19 protein-coding genes are annotated in these 17,233 nt (G+C 68.9%); 2 read left to right on the plus strand and 17 right to left on the minus strand.

Annotated elements, in window-relative coordinates; all coding sequences use genetic code 11:
• Positions 1-234: 234 nt before the first annotated feature.
• The 6 genes from ACWH49_RS03485 to ACWH49_RS03510 all read right to left on the minus strand — a co-directional run bounded on the left by ACWH49_RS03485 (position 235) and on the right by ACWH49_RS03510 (position 3,358).
• Positions 235-444, minus strand: coding sequence for a hypothetical protein (locus tag ACWH49_RS03485; protein ID WP_448170189.1), 210 nt, complete (start codon positions 442-444; stop codon positions 235-237).
• Positions 445-497: 53 nt separating this feature from the next.
• Positions 498-662: a hypothetical protein gene (locus tag ACWH49_RS03490; protein ID WP_448170190.1), complete on the minus strand. Its 165-nt coding sequence runs from the start codon at positions 660-662 to the stop codon at positions 498-500.
• Between the two features lie 3 nt (positions 663-665).
• A complete protein-coding gene (locus ACWH49_RS03495) occupies positions 666-1,028 on the minus strand; it encodes a hypothetical protein (protein ID WP_448170191.1) in 363 nt (120 codons plus the stop codon).
• A gap of 75 nt (positions 1,029-1,103) precedes the next feature.
• A complete protein-coding gene (locus ACWH49_RS03500; protein ID WP_448170192.1) occupies positions 1,104-2,387 on the minus strand; it encodes an ATP-binding protein in 1,284 nt (427 codons plus the stop codon).
• 44 nt (positions 2,388-2,431) lie between these two features.
• Positions 2,432-3,103 carry a response regulator transcription factor gene (locus ACWH49_RS03505; protein WP_448170193.1) on the minus strand — a complete coding sequence of 224 codons (672 nt, stop codon included), beginning with the start codon at positions 3,101-3,103 and terminating at the stop codon, positions 2,432-2,434.
• A 15-nt stretch (positions 3,104-3,118) separates the two neighbouring features.
• Positions 3,119-3,358 carry a PepSY domain-containing protein gene (locus tag ACWH49_RS03510; RefSeq protein WP_448170194.1) on the minus strand — a complete coding sequence of 80 codons (240 nt, stop codon included), beginning with the start codon at positions 3,356-3,358 and terminating at the stop codon, positions 3,119-3,121.
• A 168-nt stretch (positions 3,359-3,526) separates the two neighbouring features.
• Between ACWH49_RS03510 and ACWH49_RS03515 the strand changes: the two genes are divergently transcribed.
• Positions 3,527-4,786, plus strand: coding sequence for a prolyl oligopeptidase family serine peptidase (locus ACWH49_RS03515; RefSeq protein WP_448170195.1), 1,260 nt, complete (start codon positions 3,527-3,529; stop codon positions 4,784-4,786).
• 8 nt (positions 4,787-4,794) lie between these two features.
• On the plus strand, positions 4,795-5,373 hold the full coding sequence (locus tag ACWH49_RS03520) for an HD domain-containing protein (protein WP_448170196.1): 579 nt from the start codon (positions 4,795-4,797) through the stop codon (positions 5,371-5,373).
• Between the two features lie 114 nt (positions 5,374-5,487).
• On the opposite strand, the gene ACWH49_RS03525 is transcribed toward ACWH49_RS03520, so the two are convergent.
• The 11 genes from ACWH49_RS03525 to ACWH49_RS03575 all read right to left on the minus strand — a co-directional run bounded on the left by ACWH49_RS03525 (position 5,488) and on the right by ACWH49_RS03575 (position 17,232).
• Positions 5,488-6,747 carry a TRAP transporter large permease gene (locus tag ACWH49_RS03525; protein ID WP_448170197.1) on the minus strand — a complete coding sequence of 420 codons (1,260 nt, stop codon included), beginning with the start codon at positions 6,745-6,747 and terminating at the stop codon, positions 5,488-5,490.
• A gap of 7 nt (positions 6,748-6,754) precedes the next feature.
• Positions 6,755-7,288 (minus strand): TRAP transporter small permease, encoded by a 534-nt coding sequence (locus ACWH49_RS03530; protein WP_448170198.1) that lies wholly within the window; start codon positions 7,286-7,288, stop codon positions 6,755-6,757.
• A gap of 58 nt (positions 7,289-7,346) precedes the next feature.
• Positions 7,347-8,333: a TRAP transporter substrate-binding protein gene (locus ACWH49_RS03535; protein ID WP_448170199.1), complete on the minus strand. Its 987-nt coding sequence runs from the start codon at positions 8,331-8,333 to the stop codon at positions 7,347-7,349.
• Between the two features lie 54 nt (positions 8,334-8,387).
• Positions 8,388-9,308: an NAD(P)-dependent oxidoreductase gene (locus tag ACWH49_RS03540; protein WP_448170200.1), complete on the minus strand. Its 921-nt coding sequence runs from the start codon at positions 9,306-9,308 to the stop codon at positions 8,388-8,390.
• Positions 9,305-9,637: a putative quinol monooxygenase gene (locus ACWH49_RS03545; protein WP_448170201.1), complete on the minus strand. Its 333-nt coding sequence runs from the start codon at positions 9,635-9,637 to the stop codon at positions 9,305-9,307. The genes ACWH49_RS03540 and ACWH49_RS03545 overlap by 4 nt, the downstream gene beginning before the upstream one ends.
• On the minus strand, positions 9,634-10,992 hold the full coding sequence (locus ACWH49_RS03550) for an NAD(P)H-dependent oxidoreductase (protein ID WP_448170202.1): 1,359 nt from the start codon (positions 10,990-10,992) through the stop codon (positions 9,634-9,636). Before ACWH49_RS03550 ends, ACWH49_RS03545 begins: the two co-directional genes overlap by 4 nt.
• 111 nt (positions 10,993-11,103) lie before the next feature.
• Positions 11,104-12,021, minus strand: a complete 918-nt coding sequence (locus ACWH49_RS03555; RefSeq protein WP_448170203.1) for a LysR substrate-binding domain-containing protein — start codon at positions 12,019-12,021, stop codon at positions 11,104-11,106.
• A 40-nt stretch (positions 12,022-12,061) separates the two neighbouring features.
• Positions 12,062-14,065 carry a transketolase gene (gene tkt, locus ACWH49_RS03560; RefSeq protein WP_448170204.1) on the minus strand — a complete coding sequence of 668 codons (2,004 nt, stop codon included), beginning with the start codon at positions 14,063-14,065 and terminating at the stop codon, positions 12,062-12,064.
• Between the two features lie 11 nt (positions 14,066-14,076).
• A complete protein-coding gene (locus tag ACWH49_RS03565; protein ID WP_448170205.1) occupies positions 14,077-15,096 on the minus strand; it encodes a transketolase family protein in 1,020 nt (339 codons plus the stop codon).
• A complete protein-coding gene (locus ACWH49_RS03570; protein WP_448170206.1) occupies positions 15,093-15,947 on the minus strand; it encodes a transketolase in 855 nt (284 codons plus the stop codon). Before ACWH49_RS03570 ends, ACWH49_RS03565 begins: the two co-directional genes overlap by 4 nt.
• A gap of 25 nt (positions 15,948-15,972) precedes the next feature.
• Positions 15,973-17,232, minus strand: coding sequence for a TRAP transporter large permease (locus ACWH49_RS03575; protein WP_448170197.1), 1,260 nt, complete (start codon positions 17,230-17,232; stop codon positions 15,973-15,975).
• Between the last annotated feature and the right edge of the window lies 1 nt (position 17,233).

Below are 17,233 nucleotides of genomic sequence, written 5' to 3' on the forward strand. Positions count from 1 at the left end.
ACAGGACCGTGGCCCGGCGCCGGGAATAGAGCGGGACCACCCACACTCAGCGCTTGCGGTGCAAAGCCCCAAAGCCGACAGCCTGCAACAACAGCAGATAGCCGCGAAGGGTTTGTCGCAGTCAACCTGTAGCGGCTGGTTCGCGTCGTGACTGTCGGTCCGAGGCGATGTACAGCCGAACTCTCTTGCCGATGCCAGCGGCTCGGACAGGCCACGCCGCGCGCGCGGCCCGGCTCAGTGGCGGTAGCGGTTGTCGGGCCGGCGGTCGTAGCGGTTGGGCACCCCATCGCCATCGCGATCACGATCGTGGCGATTCGACACGCCGTCGCGGTCACGGTCATGGACGTAGCGTGGCGCATGGCTGTAGGGCGGTACGACCACGCAGGCGCTCAGGCTGGTCAGGGCTGCTGCGCCGAGGGCGATGAGGGACAGACGCTTGAACATTTGAGTTCTCCTGAAATGCCGTGCTGTGGGTGCCGGCCTCCTACGCCATCGGCTCAGTGGGGTTTCGAACGCTGCGCCACTGTCTCGGCCAGCGCGCGTTCGATCGCGCGCAGCGCTTCCTCGAGCCGGTCGACGCGCCCGCTGTGCCAGCGGCCTGCAGAGGCCGCCAGCTTGCGCTGCAGACGCTGGCGGTGATTGGACAGTTCGCTGCGACTCATAGCTCAATCCCGGCCGCGGTGGTCGTGGTGCGGCGAGCGGTCCCAGTGATCGTGGCGGTCCCGGTCGCGGCGCTCCCAGCCGCGATGGCGCCACTCGCGATCACGCTCAGCCTCGTAACGGTACGAAGGCCGCCACGGGCGCTCGTACACCACCGGCGGCGCCTGGTAGACGACGCGCGGCTGGACAAAGACCGGCTGCTCCCGGAAGAATGGGCGCGGCAGCGGCGGCGGCAGCAGCACCGGGAGGCCCGGCAGACCGATCGAGACATGCACATCGGGCCGCGCATGCGCGACCGATGCGATGCCGAGCACGGCCCCGATCAGCACGGTGGAGGCGATGAGTCTCTGGAGGAAGGGGCGCTGCATGGCGGCTCCTTGTGTTGCGGTAAGGCCATCTTGCCCGCCCCCCCGTGAACGCCACCTGAACGAGCGCGAGATTCTTCAGGCCATGCGCAGCGTGATCTCGACCCGGCCGCCGCCGAGCGCCGAGCGGCCGAGGACGAGCTCGCCGTCGTGCCCGGCCACGAGGTCGTTGACGACTGCCAGGCCGACGCCGTGGCCCGGGATCTTCTCGTCGCCACGCACGTGCAAATGGAGGACGGCGCGGGTGTCGCCGAACCCCGGGCCGTCGTCGTCGACGCTCACGAACAGCGTGTCACCTTCCCGGCGCGCGCTGACCGCAATGCGCGTGCGGGCCCACTTGCAGGCGTTGTCCAGCACGTTGCCGAAGATCTCGAAGGCATCCCCCTCCTCGAGCCGCCAGGCGAGCCCGGCCGGCACGTCGAACGAGAACGACAGGCCCCTCTCGGCGTAGACCTTGAGCAGGGAATTACGGATGCGCTCCAACACCGGGGCGATGGGCAGCCAGGGCGCGAAACGCGAGGCGCCGCTGGCCGCTGCACGCGCCAACTGGTGCTGGACGATGGCGTCCATCCGCGCGACTTGGTCGCTCACAGTGCCGGGCAGGTGCTCAGGCTCACCGAGCGCCGAACGGAGCACCGCCAGCGGCGTCTTCAGGCTGTGCGCGAGGAAGCTCAGGGCCTCGCGGTACTTCGTCTGGCGTGTGCGTTCCTGGTGGATCAGGGTGTTGATGCGGGTGGTCAAGGCCGTGATCTCGACCGGGTAGCGGCCTTCGATCCCGGTCTGGTCGCCCCGCTCAATGCCGCGCAGTTCCTGGGCGACCCGGCGCAGCGGCGCCAGGCCCCAGCCGAGCAGCAGCGTCTGCGACACGAGCAGCAGCACCGCGGCACCGCCCAGCCAGGTCCACAGGGTGCGCTCGAACGCGTCGACCTCCCGATCGAACTCGGCCTTGTCCTCCACCACCGACAGCACCAGCGCCGCCGTCTGCGCGCGCTCGGTCCAGTTGACGCTGTAGCCGATCGCCAGGTACTCGCGGCCGCCGGCGGCAACGTGCTCCGTGCGCCACTGGCCGATCGCGACATCGTGCAGGAAGGGCGGCGCCAACCCGACGCTGGACGGCGACTGCCAGCCCTCGCGCCGCGCGACGTTGGCGATGCTCGCGTACAGGCCCGAACCGGGGTACGACAGGCGCGGCTCGGGAAACGACGGCGGCAGGACCAGCGCGCCGCGCCGGTCCAGTTCCAGGCCGGCCAGGAGCAGGTACACCGTGCCCTGCAACTGCGCGAAGCGGGCGGTGCGCACGCTCTGCTCGTGGGCACGTTGCACAGCCCAACCCGCGCTCGCCACGAAGGCGATCAGGACCACGGTGGCGCCGACCATCAAGCGCCCGCGAATTGAATCGCGACCCCTCATGCGAGGTTGAACCGGTAGCCCCGTCCGCGGTAGGTCTCGATCGGCGCGAGCATGCCGCCCGGGTCGAGCTTGCGGCGCAGGCGACCGATCAACACCTCGACGACGTTGCTGTCGCGGTCTTCGTCGTGCGAGTACAGGTAGTCCGACAACTCCTGCTTCGTCACGATGCGGGCGCGCTCGCGCACCAGGTGCTCGAGCAGCCGGTATTCGAAGGTGGTCAGCTCGACCGGCTGGCCGTCCAGACGTGCGCTCTGCGCCGAGAAGTCGATCGCGAAGCGGCCGAGCGTCAGCACGTCGGACGTCGCCTGTGTCGAGCGCCGCAGCAGCGCCTTGATGCGCGCCGCGAGCTCGGGATATTCGAAGGGCTTGACGAGGTAGTCGTCGGCCCCGGCCTCGAGGCCCACGACCTTGTCCTGCCAGCTGCCACGCGCCGTGAGGATCAGGATCGGCGTGGCGCGGCCCTCCGCGCGCAGCGCCTTGACGAGCTCGAGGCCGCTCAGCGTCGGCAGCCCGAGGTCGACGATAGCCAGATCGACCGGGTATTCGCGCGCCTGGAAAAGCCCGTCGGCGCCGTCTGCGGCCTGGTCAACCCGGTAGCCGTCAGCCTCGAGCTGGCGCGCGAGGCCGAGTCGCAGCGTCGCTTCATCCTCGACCAGCAACAGGCGCATGTCGGCTCCCGAGGCTCAACCGATGACGCGCCCGCTCGCGGCATCGATCAAGATCACGCGGACCTCCCCCTTGCCGGTCAGCACCTTCACCCGCCAGGCCGGGCGGCCGTCGGCGTCGGTCCGGTCGATCGAGAGCACGCGGCCGCTGGCAACGCGTTGCGCCACGGCGGCGGCTTCGTCGCGGCCGATGTCGGCCCACGCTGGGGCGGCCACGGCGATCGAAAGGGCGCACAGCGCTTTGGCAAGAAGATTCATGGGCAGTCCGGGCACTCGCGGTTCGGCCCCAATCGTCCCACAGGATGCGTGAACCCAGGCTGAATGGCGGGGATGGGCGCCTCACGCAGCCTCGGCCTCGCGTCTTGAGATGAAGATTCGAGTGATGCTCGCAACAACCCACGCCTCCTTTGGGTCTTCGGAAGTGAGATGGACGATGTCCTGGTCATTGGCTGGAAGAGCGAATGCCGTAGCCGCCGGCGCCTGATCCCGCGCATGGCGACGCAGCACGTCGCCACGGCCCCCGGGAGCGTCGATCCGTCGACCGGAGCGGCACAGCAGCTGCTCGAGGAGACCGGGCCGGCCGTCGTGCTGCCCTCGCCCTCGATCGCCGAGCCGGCGATCTTTCACGTGCTGCGCGATGGCCGCGTGATCTGGTGGTCGCAGCGCAGCGGCTGGGGGCACCTGTACATGGTCGAGCCGTCCAGCACGGCGCGCGCGATCACCCAAGGCGAATGGCAGGTACGCGCGCTGATCCACGTGGACGACGCCACGGAGCGAATCGTCCTTCTGGCTGGCGGGCACGCTGCGGATCCATACCTGAACGCCGTTTACGCCGTGAACTTTGACGGCACCGGCCTGACCTGCCTGACGCCGGAGCCGGGCCAGCACGAGGTGTTCGTGGGCGACGAACGTGAACGCAGCCTGGCACCGAACGGTCTGGCCTTCGTCGACAACGTGTCGAGCGTCGACCAGTTACCGCGCGCCTGGCTGCGTGACGCCACCGGCACCGTGCTGATGGAACTCGAAGCTGCCGACGCCGACGAACTTTGGCCCGTCGACCTGCCGCTGCCCGAGCCCTTCCGGGTCACCGCGCTCGATGGCCAGGCAACGCTGTGGGGCGTCTTGTACAAGCCGCGCGGCTTCGATCCGACCCGTCGGTACCCCGTGGTCGAAGTGGTTTACGGCGCGCCGCAGACCGCGGTCGTGCCGAAGGCCTGGCTGCCGAATCGGTTCGCGACCCTGGCCGAGCAGTTGGCAGTCCTCGGCTGGATGGACCCGGGTCGCGTCGGCATCGTCGGCGCATCCGGCGGCGGCTATGCGGTCGTCCGTGCGATGGCGGACTTTCCAGCCTTCTACAAGGTCGGCGTGTCCATGTGCGGGAACCATGACCAGGCCGACTACATCGCGATGTGGGGCGAGCGCTATCAGGGCCTTTACGACGCCGAGCTCTATGCATCCCAGGCGAATACCACGGTGGCCAATCGGATCGAAGGCAAGCTGCTGCTGATTCACGGCGACATGGACGAGAACGTGCACCCGGCGATGACGCTGCGACTTGCCGATGCACTCATCAAGGCGGACCGGCGCTTCGAGATGCTGATCGTGCCGAACGCCGGCCACATGGTGATCCTCCTGCCGTGGGTGCAGCGGCGCGTGCACGACTTCTTCATTGACCACCTGAGCTGAGAGATGACATGCCCACCTGGCAAGCCCCTTTTAAGCGCCTGCAGGACGCCACGGCCGAAGACGTCCAACGCCTGATGGCGCACGACATCGCGGTGGCGCGTGCGCTGCCCGATCGCGTGCTCGCGCACCTGAAGCTGCTCGATGGCGATGCGGGCGGCTGGCCCGTCAACCGCTACGTGCACAGCCTTCTTGCCGCCACGCTCGCGTTGGAAGACGGGCAAAACGAAGAGTACGTGGTCTGCGCGCTGCTTCACGACATCGGAGACACGCTCGGCAGCTACAACCATGCCGACCTCGCGGCAGCGTTGCTGGAGCCCTTCGTCGGCGAAGCCAACTTGTGGATGATCAGGCATCACGGCATCGTCCAGGACTACCACTTCTTTCACCACATCGGGCTGAGTCGCGACCTGCGCGACAGGCTGCGTCGGCACCCGCACTACGATCGCACGGTCGAGTTCGTCGATCGATACGACAACGGGGCCTTCGACAAATCGGCGTGCGTGTTGCCGATCAGCGAATTCGAGCCGATGGTGAGACGGGTGTTTGCGCAGCCTGTGCGCTCGTTGTATCTCGCAGCCCTCGCGTAGAAGCCGGCGCTTGAGTCCTTCGGATGGCGAGATTCGGGCGCTCATAGCTGTCGCTGCAAGGCGAGCAGTCCGGCAGCAGTCATCGCCGCACGCTCACTGGACGTGGCGGTCAGGTCATCGCAGGATGCTTGCCGGCACGTAGGACACGATGGCGAGCACGCCGAAGGCGACGAGGTAGAAGGGCCACATCTCGCGCACGGTGTCGCCGACCTTGACGCGGGCCAGGGCGCTGGTGATGAACAGCGTCGTGCCCACCGGGGGCGTATACAGGCCGATGGCCAGGTTCACCACCATCATCAGCCCGAGCTGGATCGGGTCCATGCCGATCGTGTGGGCCATCGGCAGGAAGACCGGCGTGAGCAGCAGCACCGCCGCCGGCAGGTCGATGAACATGCCCAGGAACAGCATCATCAGGTTCATCATCAGGATCACGACCCACTTCGTGGTCACGTTGGCCTGCACCCACTGCGCGACGTGCTGCGGCATCTGGTCGAAGGTCAGCAGCCAGCCGATTGCCGCCGAGGCCATGATCACCATCAGCACCACGCCGGTGGCCAGCCCGGCCTCCAGGATCGCGTGGTGCAGCCGCTTGAGCGACAGGTCGCGGTACAGCAGCGCCGACACCGCCCCGGAGAACAGCGCGGCCAGCACCGCCACCTCGGTGGGCGTGGCGATGCCGAAGCGCAGGAACACGATGATCAGCACCGGCAGCGCGATGGCCGGCAGCGACAGGACCAGGTCGCGCCGGAACTTGGCGCGGTCCGCCGGCGCCGTCTCGCGCGGCAGGTTGCGCCGCTTGCCGACCCACCAGCATGCGACCATGAAGCCGCCGCACAGCATCAGCCCGGGCAGGATGCCGGCGTAGAACAGCGCGGCGATCGAGGCGCTGGACGACAGCGCGTACAGGATCAGCGGGATCGACGGCGGGATGATGATGTCGATCGTGGCCGCGCACGCCAGCGACGCCGCCGAGAACGCCATCGGGTAGCCCAGCCGGCGGTGCCACGGCATGATCAGCGAGCCGATCGCCGACGCATCGGCCACCGCCGAGCCGGAGACGCCGCCGAACAGCGTGGACGACAGCACGCTGACCTGCGCCGGCCCGCCGTGCCAGCGGCCCACCAGCGCGGTGAGCACGCCGACGATCGCCTGCCCGAGCTTGCCGCCCATCATCAGCGAGCCTGTCAGCATGAAGAAGGGAATGGCGATCAGGGGGAAGCTCTGCACTTGCGCGACCATCTGCTGCACCAGCAGGTCCAGCGGCACGCGGTCGCTGCTGGCGGCCGCGGCCAGCGCGGCCAGCAGGATCGCGTGCGCGATCGGCACCGCCAGCGCGGCCGAACCCAGGAAGACGAACAGGATCAAGGCGCTCATGGTCTGTTCACCCCTGCGCCGCTTGCGCGCTCGGCTCGTGAACGTCGTGCCCGACGCGCTGGCGGTGCCACGCGCGCCACGCCGCGAGCACGGCCAGGGCGGCGATCAGCGCCATCCCGATCAGCACGCACCCGTAGGTCACCGAGCCGGGCACCTGCAGGATCGGCGAGCGCTCGTCGTGCACGATCTCCAGCATCCCCCAGGTCGCGCGGATCAGCACGGCGTACAGCAGCGCCACCGTCGTCCAGGCGATCACGGCGATGATGCGCCGCGCGCCGGCGCCCACCGAGTCGACGAGGAAGACCGTGGCGATGTGCCCGCCCTTCTCGGAGGCGAGCACGACCCCGGCCATCACCAGCCACGGGAACAGCAGCTCGGGCACCTCGTTGGCCCACTGCAGGCTGGAGCCGCTGGCGTAGCGCAGCGCCGTGTTGGCGGTGAGGATCACGAAGATCACGAGGGTCGTCACCCACAGCACGGCGCTGCAGACGACAACGATGGCGCGCTCGAGCGCGGTGCGCTCGACGACGGTGGTGTCCATGGGAGTCTCTCCTCGGCCGGGGCGGCCGTTCAGGTCACTTCGCGCGTTACTTCACGCGTCACTTCGCCCGGGCGGCGGCGACGACCTTCTTGACGAACGGGCCGATCGGGCTGGCCTCCCACTTGGCGATGACGGGGGCCGTTGCCGCCATGAACGGGGCTTGGTCCACCTTGTCGATCTGCACGCCCTTGGCCTTGAGCTCGGCGAACATCTTCTCGTCGGACTCCTGCGCCAGCTTGCGCTGCAGCGCCGTGGCCTCGGCGGCCGCGTCCTGGATCACCTTCTTGTCGGCCTCCGAGAGCTTGTCCCAGGACCGCTTGCCGATCAGGAACGGGGTCAGCTCGTACTTGTGGCCGGTCAGCGAGATGTACTTCTGCACCTCGTGGAGCTTGCCCGCCCAGATGTTGACCAGCGGGTTCTCCTGGCCGTCGACCACGCCTTGCTGCAGCGCGACGTAAAGCTCGGAGAACTTGATCTGCTGCGCCTCGGCGCCCATGCTCTGCATGATGTCCACGGTCACGGCGTCCGGCGGGGTGCGCATCTTCAGCCCCTTGAGGTCCTCGGGCCTGAGCAGCGGGCGCTTGTTGTTGCTCATGTGGCGGATGCCGTTGTCCCAGTAGCCGAGCACGATCAGGCCCTTCTCTGCCGACTTGTCGGCCAGTTCCTTGCCGGCCGGGCCGTCCATGACCTTCCAGGCGTGGGCCTGGCTGGCGAACAGGAAGGGCATGCCGAACGCGGCGTACTCGGGCACGACGTTGGCGACCGCGCCCTGCGAGTTGGCGGACATGTCGAGCGCGCCGGTGCGCAGCGCGGTGATCATCGCCGCGTCGTCACCGAGTTGCGAGGCGCCCGCCACGGTGACGTCGATGCGCCCGCTGCTCTTGGCCTTGACGACCTCGGCGAACCTCAGCGCCGCGGTGTGGCGCGGGTTGTCCAGCGCCGTGCCGTGCGCCAGCGTCAACTTGATGGCCTGCGCCGAGGCGCCGCCGGCGAACAGCGTGGCGGCCAGCGCCAAAACGTGGATCAGGAATGTCTTGCGTTGCATGGGCTTGTCTCCTTGATGGTTTTGCTTGAAGGGTCAGTGAACGAACATCCGGCATCACCCGGATGAAATGCGGTCCGGCGGCAGGCCGTGCGCTCGCCTGATCTCGCGAATGATCGCGCTGTGATCGAGGTCACCGTCGCCGTGCGACACCATGTCGGCGAACAAGCGGTCGACGATGCCCAGCACGGAAAGTTCGAGGCCCATCGTCTTCGCCAGCGCCAGGGCCGTGCTGGTGTCCTTGACCTGGTACTTGGCGGGCCCGCCCGGTTCGAACCGTTGCTCGACCATGCGCAGGCCATGCTGACGCAAAACGGTGGATTCGGCGAAGCCGCCGAGCAGCGCCTCGCGCACCTGGCCCGGATCCGCCCCGCCGCGTTCGACGAACAACAGCGCCTCGGCCACCGCGACGATGGTGCTGGCGACGATCGCCTGGTTCGCCAGCTTGGCGAGTTGCCCCGCCCCGGCCGGACCGACGTGGGTCGGACGGCCCATCACGGCGAACAGGTCGCGCGCCGCCTCGAACGCGGCCGGCTCGCCACCGACCATGATCGCCAATCGACCCGCCTCGGCGCCCGCCTCGCCACCGGACACGGGCGCGTCCAGATACGTCACGCCACGGGCCGAAGCGGCTTGATGCTGCCGCCGCGCCGTCTCGACCTGGATCGAGCTCATCACGATCAGCTGGCTCCCCGGCCGCATCGATGCGAGCACCTCGCCCTCGCCCAACAGCACCTCGTCGCAGACGGGGCCCGAGCTGAGCATGCAGATCACGACGTCGGCGTCGCGCGCCACCGCCCCGGCGCGCGGGGCGACCTGGACCCCGAAGGCTGCGAGCCGGTCGACCTTGTCCGGCGAGCGGTTCCAGGCCTGAACGGCGTGGCCGGCCCCGGCCAACCGGCGGGCCATGTGGAAGCCCATGATGCCGGTGCCGATGAATCCAATCGTCCTGGGTTGGCGGTGCGCGGGGTCGGTCACGTCGGCTCCCGCTCCAGGACGCCTTGGCGCAGCGGCTGTTCGCCGGTCACCATGTCCTGGAATGCCGCCTTGAAGCGCACCAGGTGATCACTGCCACGATGCACATCGAACGCCGCGACGTGATCGTAGCTTTCGAAGAACAGCACACGGTTTGTTGCCCCATCGAGGCGCACCACCTGGAACTGCCGGCATCCAGTCTCTCGGGCCAGGCATTCAGCAGCGAATGAGCGGGCCAGCGCGATGAATTCTCCGATCCGCCCGGGCTCGACCTCGAGCTCGGCGATCACCACGTGGCCGCCGGCCGCGACCGCTGAATGGCCGTTGCTCACCGCGCCGAAGCCCGCTGACCGCCCGCCCCGCGTTCCATTTCCTGCCGCAGCGCCACGACGTCCAGATCGCGGACGAGCTCGACGTCGTCGAAGCTCACGATGGTGTCCTTGGCCACCGCGCGCTTGAGCTTCACGTTGTGGGACAGGCCGATCGGCAACGCGCCCAGGGCGAGGCTGCGGGATGCCGGGATCGCATTCGCCCAGACCGCGAAGCCGCCCTCGCCGTCGAGCATTTCGCCGGCCTTCAGGTCGCGCTTGGCGGTGGCGACGGCGTCGCCGCGGAACTCCTTGCTGCAGCCGGTGGCCTCGTTCCGCAGCACGGCCGACAGGATGCTGATGCTCGTCTCCAGGCCGATCATGTGGAATGGCCGCCACATCGAGCCGTACCAGCCCGACGGATCGGTCAGCAGGCCGTACTGCTTGAAGCAGGCCTTGGCATATTCGTTGGGCGCCTTGAAGGTGACGAAGACACCGAAGCGAATGTTGTTGAACACCTCGCGGCCGTCGGGCTCCTGGCTGGCCGCGATGTCGACCAGGCCGCTGCGGGGCAGGCGCCCGCCGTCGGAGGCCGGGCGGAACACCTTGGCCAGATCGTGTAGGCCGGTGGGCGGGAAGGCCAGGCCGTCGTCCGGGCAGTCCAGGCCGGTGCCGTTGGCGACCGCGGCCATCTCGATGGCCGCCTTGGTGCCGTCGGTGAAGGAGTTGTACATCTTCGGGTTGAAGTCGCCGGCGGCCACTTCTTCGTCGCTCCAGCCGAAGAAGCCCCACACCGTGTCGGGCGTGGAGTAGCGGTAGCGGGGCTCGAAGTTCATGCCCTTCCCGGCCGAGGTCAGCTCGAACCCGCACGCACGCGCCCAGTCGACCAGTTCGCAGATGATGGCCGGCTGGTCGCCGTAGGCCATGCTGTAGACGACGCCCGCGGCCTTGGCGCGGGCGGCGATCAGCGGGCCGCACATCGCGTCGGCTTCGACATTGACCATCACGACGTGCTTGCCCCCGGCGATCGCGTCAAGTGCGTGGCGAACGCCGGCGATCGGATGGCCGGTGGCCTCGACGATGCACTCGATCTCGGGGCAGTCGGCCAGCGCCGCCGCGTTGTCCAGCACGCAGGTCTTGCCGCTCTTGACCGCATCGCCCAGCGACTTGGCGCTGTAGCGGTCCTCCTGCCAGCCGACGCGGGCCAGCGAGGCCTTGGCCTTGGCCACGTCGAGATCGGCGACGCCGACGATGTGCATGCCTTCGAGGTGCTGGGCCTGCGAGAGGATCATCGAGCCGAACTTGCCGGCGCCGATCAGGCCCACCCGAACCGGGCGTCCAGCCGCGGCGCGCGCCGCCATCATGGTGTAGAGATTCATCGATCGTCCTTCACGATTCGTGCGCGGACCCATCCGCGCCTTCCGAATATCAGTGTAGAAATCGACGTTGATTAGGACAACTTAGATTTGCGAGCGTATTGATTAGCGGATCTAGCTCACCAACGAGGTGCTCAGGTTCGGGCGCTGGTCTTGCCAGACCGCCCGCTCGGCGCGCAGCCAGTCCAGGAACAGCCGGACCTTGGCCCGGTGCAGGTGATCGAACGGGCAAACGATCCATTGGGTCGTGAGCGTCACCCGCGGCGGACTGACGACCGGGCAGACCAGGGCCCCGTCGCGCAGCTCGCGCCACATCATCAAGGTGCTTTCGAGCGCCACGCCCAGGCCGTCCACGGCCGCATCGATCGCCATGTGGCTGCGGTCGAACAGCAATCGGCGCCATTCGACCTCGGGCATCGCACCGGCCAGCGCGAACCATTGCGACCACTGCACCTGGGATTTCACCGAGTGGATCAGGCGGTGACCCGGCAGGTCCGACGCCTTGAGGGTGTTCGCCTTCGCATAGGACGGCGAACACACGGGCAGGAAGGCCTCCTCGGCCAGGCCCTCGACGAACATGCCGGGCCAACGCCCCTCGCCGTGACGAATCTCCAGGTCGACCGCCTCGCGGCTGAAGTCGGTCGGCTCGGTGGTGCCGTTCAAGCGCAGCTCGACATCCGGATTGGCGTCCAGGAACGAGCGCAGGCGCGGCAGCAGCCACTTGTTCCCCAGGGTCGGCGTGGTGCGCACCGTCAGCACCGATCGCGAGCGGAATCCACGGATGCGCTGCGTGGCCTCGGTGATGCGCTGCACCTCGTCAGCGATCATCTCGTGGTAGCGCTCGCCGGCCTCCGTCAGGACGACCCCGCGCCCGGCCTTGGTGAGCAGCGTTGTCCCGAGGTGCACTTCCAGCGCATGGATCTGCTGGCTGACCGCGGACGGCGTCACGAAAAGCTCGGCCGCAGCCTTGGACAGGCTGCGACAGCGTGCCACGACGTCGAACACAACGATCGCCCGCAGCGGTAGCGTCATGGATGAACCTGTTAGATCCGCTTAACTCTCGCGAAGAATATCAGCGATCGGCGGCGAGGAGGCGCTGCGCCTCCGCGACGATGGCCGCGGGGGTGATGCCGAAGTGCTCGAAGAGGCGGTCCGCCGGGCCGGAGGCGCCGAAGCCGGTCATGCCGACGAAGCCGCCGCGTGCGCCCAGGTAGCGATCCCACCCGAAGCGCAGCGCGGCCTCGCAGGCCACGCGCACCGTGCCCTGGCCGAGCACGCCCGCGCGATAGTCGGCCGGCTGCGACTCGAACAGCTCCCAGCTCGGCATCGAGACCACCGCCGTCGGTGTTCCGGCGGACTGCAAGAGGCGACGCGCGGCCAGCGCCAGCGCCACCTCGGAGCCGGTCGCCAACAGGGTGACTGCCCGCGGGCCGCCCTCGGCGTCGGCAAGCACATAGGCGCCGTGGCGAGACCGGTTCTCCGCGCCCGGCGCTGGCCCCTGCCGCACGTGCGGCAGGGCCTGACGCGCGAGCACCAGCGTGCTGGGTCCGCTGCGGTGCTCGAACGCGATCTCCCAGCATTCGGCAGCCTCGATGGCATCCGCAGGGCGGAAGACCAGCATGTTCGGCATGGCCCGCAACGAGGCCAGGATCTCCACCGGCTGGTGCGTCGGGCCGTTCTTGCCGATGCCGATCGAATCGTGGCTGAACACGAACTTCACCGGTAGGCCCATCAACGCGGCCATGCGCATCGCCGGCCGTTCGTAGTCGGCGAACGCGAGATAAGTGACGGTCAGCGGCACCACGCCACCATGCGCCGCCATGCCGTTCGCCATCGAACCCATCACGTGCTCGCGCACGCCGCAGTGCAGGTAGGCGCCACGACGGTCGGCGGCGGTGAACGCGGCGAGCCCGCGCTTGTGGTTAGTGGGCGCTTCGAGGTCGGCACAGGCCACCATCCGCTCGGGCATGCAGTCGACGAGCGTCTCGTTGATCTCGGCGGAGACGAAGATGCCGCTGGCCGCCGGTTCGGCGTCAACCGCACGGCGCTTGTAGTCGTGCAGCAGTTCGCGCCAGCCTAGGGGCAGCGTGCCGGCGAGCAGCCGCTCGAACTCGGCGCGCGCCGGCGCGGGCAGCGCGGCCACACGCGCGGCCCAGGCCTCGCGCTCACCGCGATGGCGCGCGCCGGCGGAACGCCACGCGCCCAGCACGTCGCCCGGGACCTCGAACGGCTCGGCGTCCCAGCCGAGGTCGCGCCGGGCCTGTGCGGCATCGTCGGCGAACAGCTTCGCGCTGTGGCCGCCGCGCTGGCCCTGCAGGCGCGCCAGGCCCCGGGCGATCACGGTGCGGCAAGCGATCATCGACGGGCGCGGGTCGGCCTTGGCCGCGGCGATCGCCGCCGAGACGGCCTCGATGTCGTGGCCGTCGACCTCGACCACGTGCCAGTCGGCGACGCGGAAGCGCGCGGCCACGTCCTCGCTGATCGACAGGGCCGTGCTGCCGTCGTCGGTGATGCGGTTGTCGTCCCACAGCAGGATCAGCTTGCCCAGGCGCAGGTGGCCGGCCAGCGAGATCATCTCCTGGCCGACCCCTTCCTGCAGGCAGCCGTCGCCGACGAAGGCATAGGTGTGGTGGTCGACGACCCCGGCGCCGAACCGGGCGCTGAGCCAGGCCTCGGCCACGGCCATCCCGAGCGCGTTGGCGATGCCCTGGCCGAGCGGGCCGGTGGTGACCTCGATGCCCGAACTCGCATCGATCTCCGGATGGCCTTCGCAGCGCGAGCCGAAGTCGCGGAAGGTGCTGACCTGGTCGATGCCGATGCGCTCGTACCCGGTCAGGTGGAGCAGTGCGTACAGCAGCATCGAGCCGTGGCCGTTGGACAGCACGACGCGATCGCGGTCCGGCCAGGTCGGGTCGGCGGCGTCGAACTTCAGGTGCCGCGTGTAGAGCGCCGTGGCGATCTCGGCCATGCCGAGCGGGACGCCCTGGTGCCCCTCGCCAGCGCGCACGATCGCGTCGATGGCGAGGAAGCGGATGGCGTCGGCGAGTCGCTCATCGGCGTTGCTCGCAGCAGGCATGTGCAAAGCAGTCATGCGATCCAGCGCTTGATCCGCGCGCCGAGGACCTCGCGGCTGATGCCGTAGCGGTCATGCAGCGTGGGCAGCGCACCCGCGTCGAGGAAGGCATCGGGCAAGCCGGCGAGCTGGAATGCTGCCGGCTGGACACGGTGCCGAAGCAGCGCGCTCGCGACGGCCTCGCCCAGGCCGCCGATCACCGAGTGGTTCTCGGCCACCACCACCAGCCGGTGCTTGTAGCGCACCGCCTCGACGATCGCCGCCTCGTCCAGCGGTTTGATGGTCGGGCAGTGCAGCACGGCCACGCCGATCTTGTCACCGGCGAGGTCGGCGGCCACGTCGAGCGCGCGCATCGTCAGCAGGCCGCTCGCGATCACGAGCACGTCGGCGCCCTCGCGCAGCAGCTTGGCCTTGCCGAGTTCGAAGCGATAGCCTTCGATCTCGTCCAGCACCATCGGCACCTGGCCGCGCAGCAGCCGCATGTAGACCGGCCCCGGGTGCGCGGCGATCTGCGGCACGGCCTGTTCGATGTCGAGCGCATCGCACGGGTCGACGATCGTCAGGCCGGGGATGCCGCGCATCATCGCCAGGTCCTCGGTGGCCTGGTGGCTGGGGCCGTAGCCGGTCGTCAGGCCGGGCAGCGCGCAGCAGATCTTGACGTTGAGGTGCTCCTCGGCGATGACCTGATGTATGAAGTCGTAGGCCCGTCGCGTCCCGAAGGCCGCGTAGGTGGTGGCGAAGGGCACCAGCCCCTCCTTGGCCATGCCGCCGGCCGCGGCCATCAGCAACTGCTCGGCCATGCCCATCTGGAAGAAGCGCTCAGGGTACGCTTGGGCGAATAGGTGCAGATCGGTGTACTTGGCGAGGTCGGCGGTTAGGCCGACGATCTCGGGCCGTGTCGCCGCCAGGTCGACCAGGGCCTTGCCGAACGGCGCCGCCTTCACGCGTTGCCCTTCGGCGGCGATCGACGCGATCATGGCCGAGGTGGTCAGGCGCGGCTTCTTCTGGCCCGGTTTGTCGGTGATGCTGCTCATGCCGGTGCTCCTTCGTTCTGCGAAGCGTCGAGCGCCTGCAAGGCCTGCTGCCATTCGGGCGGGTCGACGCGGATGAAGTGGTTCTTCTCGCGCTGCTCCAGGAAGGGCACGCCCTTGCCCATCAGCGTGTCGAACAGGATCACGCGCGGCTTCGGCTCGGCCAGCGCGCGCGCGGCGTCGAAGGCATCGAGCACGGCCGGCAGGTCGTTGCCGTCGACCCGCTGCACGTGCCATCCGAATGCCGCCCACTTGTCGGCCAGCGGCTCGAAGCCGAGCACCTTGCTGGAGGGGCCGTCGGCCTGCTGGTTGTTGATGTCGACGAGGCAGATCAGGTTGTCGAGCCGGTGGTGGGCGGCGCCCATCGCGGCCTCCCAGGTCGAGCCTTCGTCGAGTTCGCCGTCGGACATCGAGTTGTAGACGAAGGCCGGGTTGCGCTTGTGTTTCAGCGCGAGCGCCATGCCCACGCCGATCGCCAGCCCCTGGCCGAGCGAACCGCCGGACATCTCCATGCCGGGCGTGTAGCTCGCCATGCCGGACATCGGCAGGCGGCTGTCGTCGCTGCCATAGGTCTCGAGCTCGCTCTCGGGGACGATACCGGCCTCCATCAGCGCCGCGTAGTGGGCGATCGCATAGTGCCCGTGCGACAGCAGGAAGCGGTCGCGCCCCTCCCACCCGGGTTCGGCGGGTCGGAACGACATGGCATGGCCGTAGGCCACCGCCAGCACGTCGGCCCAGCCGAGGGCCTGGCCGACATAGCCCTGGCCTTGCACCTCGCCCATGAGCACGGCAAAACGGCGGATGCGGGTGGCCCGTTGCCGCAACCGGGCGAGCAGAGGGGGTCGAGAGGTCATGGTCGGGTCTCCGGTAACTTGGAATTCATCGCAGGATGCTTGCCGGCACGTAGGACACGATGGCGAGCACGCCGAAGGCGACGAGGTAGAAGGGCCACATCTCGCGCACGGTGTCGCCGACCTTGACGCGGGCCAGGGCGCTGGTGATGAACAGCGTCGTGCCCACCGGGGGCGTATACAGGCCGATGGCCAGGTTCACCACCATCATCAGCCCGAGCTGGATCGGGTCCATGCCGATCGTGTGGGCCATCGGCAGGAAGACCGGCGTGAGCAGCAGCACCGCCGCCGGCAGGTCGATGAACATGCCCAGGAACAGCATCATCAGGTTCATCATCAGGATCACGACCCACTTCGTGGTCACGTTGGCCTGCACCCACTGCGCGACGTGCTGCGGCATCTGGTCGAAGGTCAGCAGCCAGCCGATTGCCGCCGAGGCCATGATCACCATCAGCACCACGCCGGTGGCCAGCCCGGCCTCCAGGATCGCGTGGTGCAGCCGCTTGAGCGACAGGTCGCGGTACAGCAGCGCCGACACCGCCCCGGAGAACAGCGCGGCCAGCACCGCCACCTCGGTGGGCGTGGCGATGCCGAAGCGCAGGAACACGATGATCAGCACCGGCAGCGCGATGGCCGGCAGCGACAGGACCAGGTCGCGCCGGAACTTGGCGCGGTCCGCCGGCGCCGTCTCGCGCGGCAGGTTGCGCCGCTTGCCGACCCACCAGCATGCGACCATGAAGCCGCCGCACAGCATCAGCCCGGGCAGGATGCCGGCGTAGAACAGCGCGGCGATCGAGGCGCTGGACGACAGCGCGTACAGGATCAGCGGGATCGACGGCGGGATGATGATGTCGATCGTGGCCGCGCACGCCAGCGACGCCGCCGAGAACGCCATCGGGTAGCCCAGCCGGCGGTGCCACGGCATGATCAGCGAGCCGATCGCCGACGCATCGGCCACCGCCGAGCCGGAGACGCCGCCGAACAGCGTGGACGACAGCACGCTGACCTGCGCCGGCCCGCCGTGCCAGCGGCCCACCAGCGCGGTGAGCACGCCGACGATCGCCTGCCCGAGCTTGCCGCCCATCATCAGCGAGCCTGTCAGCATGAAGAAGGGAATGGCGATCAGGGGGAAGCTCTGCACTTGCGCGACCATCTGCTGCACCAGCAGGTCCAGCGGCACGCGGTCGCTGCTGGCGGCCGCGGCCAGCGCGGCCAGCAGGATCGCGTGCGCGATCGGCACCGCCAGCGCGGCCGAACCCAGGAAGACGAACAGGATCAAGGCGCTCATG

This window comes from Rhizobacter fulvus (assembly GCF_964020785.1).

What these genes read in the sequence shown, in the direction of transcription:
- ACWH49_RS03505 (WP_448170193.1), bottom strand. Translation starts at nt 3,103, where the DNA reads ATGCGCCTGTTGCTGGTCGAGGATGAAGCGACGCTGCGACTCGGCCTC.
- ACWH49_RS03485 (WP_448170189.1), bottom strand. Translation starts at nt 444, where the DNA reads ATGTTCAAGCGTCTGTCCCTCATCGCCCTCGGCGCAGCAGCCCTGACC.
- ACWH49_RS03525 (WP_448170197.1), bottom strand. Translation starts at nt 6,747, where the DNA reads ATGAGCGCCTTGATCCTGTTCGTCTTCCTGGGTTCGGCCGCGCTGGCG.
- ACWH49_RS03565 (WP_448170205.1), bottom strand. Translation starts at nt 15,096, where the DNA reads ATGAGCAGCATCACCGACAAACCGGGCCAGAAGAAGCCGCGCCTGACC.
- ACWH49_RS03490 (WP_448170190.1), bottom strand. Translation starts at nt 662, where the DNA reads ATGAGTCGCAGCGAACTGTCCAATCACCGCCAGCGTCTGCAGCGCAAG.
- ACWH49_RS03575 (WP_448170197.1), bottom strand. Translation starts at nt 17,232, where the DNA reads ATGAGCGCCTTGATCCTGTTCGTCTTCCTGGGTTCGGCCGCGCTGGCG.
- ACWH49_RS03510 (WP_448170194.1), bottom strand. Translation starts at nt 3,358, where the DNA reads ATGAATCTTCTTGCCAAAGCGCTGTGCGCCCTTTCGATCGCCGTGGCC.
- ACWH49_RS03570 (WP_448170206.1), bottom strand. Translation starts at nt 15,947, where the DNA reads ATGACCTCTCGACCCCCTCTGCTCGCCCGGTTGCGGCAACGGGCCACC.
- ACWH49_RS03520 (WP_448170196.1), top strand. Translation starts at nt 4,795, where the DNA reads ATGCCCACCTGGCAAGCCCCTTTTAAGCGCCTGCAGGACGCCACGGCC.
- ACWH49_RS03550 (WP_448170202.1), bottom strand. Translation starts at nt 10,992, where the DNA reads ATGAATCTCTACACCATGATGGCGGCGCGCGCCGCGGCTGGACGCCCG.
- ACWH49_RS03495 (WP_448170191.1), bottom strand. Translation starts at nt 1,028, where the DNA reads ATGCAGCGCCCCTTCCTCCAGAGACTCATCGCCTCCACCGTGCTGATC.
- tkt (WP_448170204.1), bottom strand. Translation starts at nt 14,065, where the DNA reads ATGCCTGCTGCGAGCAACGCCGATGAGCGACTCGCCGACGCCATCCGC.
- ACWH49_RS03530 (WP_448170198.1), bottom strand. Translation starts at nt 7,288, where the DNA reads ATGGACACCACCGTCGTCGAGCGCACCGCGCTCGAGCGCGCCATCGTT.
- ACWH49_RS03555 (WP_448170203.1), bottom strand. Translation starts at nt 12,021, where the DNA reads ATGACGCTACCGCTGCGGGCGATCGTTGTGTTCGACGTCGTGGCACGC.
- ACWH49_RS03535 (WP_448170199.1), bottom strand. Translation starts at nt 8,333, where the DNA reads ATGCAACGCAAGACATTCCTGATCCACGTTTTGGCGCTGGCCGCCACG.
- ACWH49_RS03515 (WP_448170195.1), top strand. Translation starts at nt 3,527, where the DNA reads ATGGACGATGTCCTGGTCATTGGCTGGAAGAGCGAATGCCGTAGCCGC.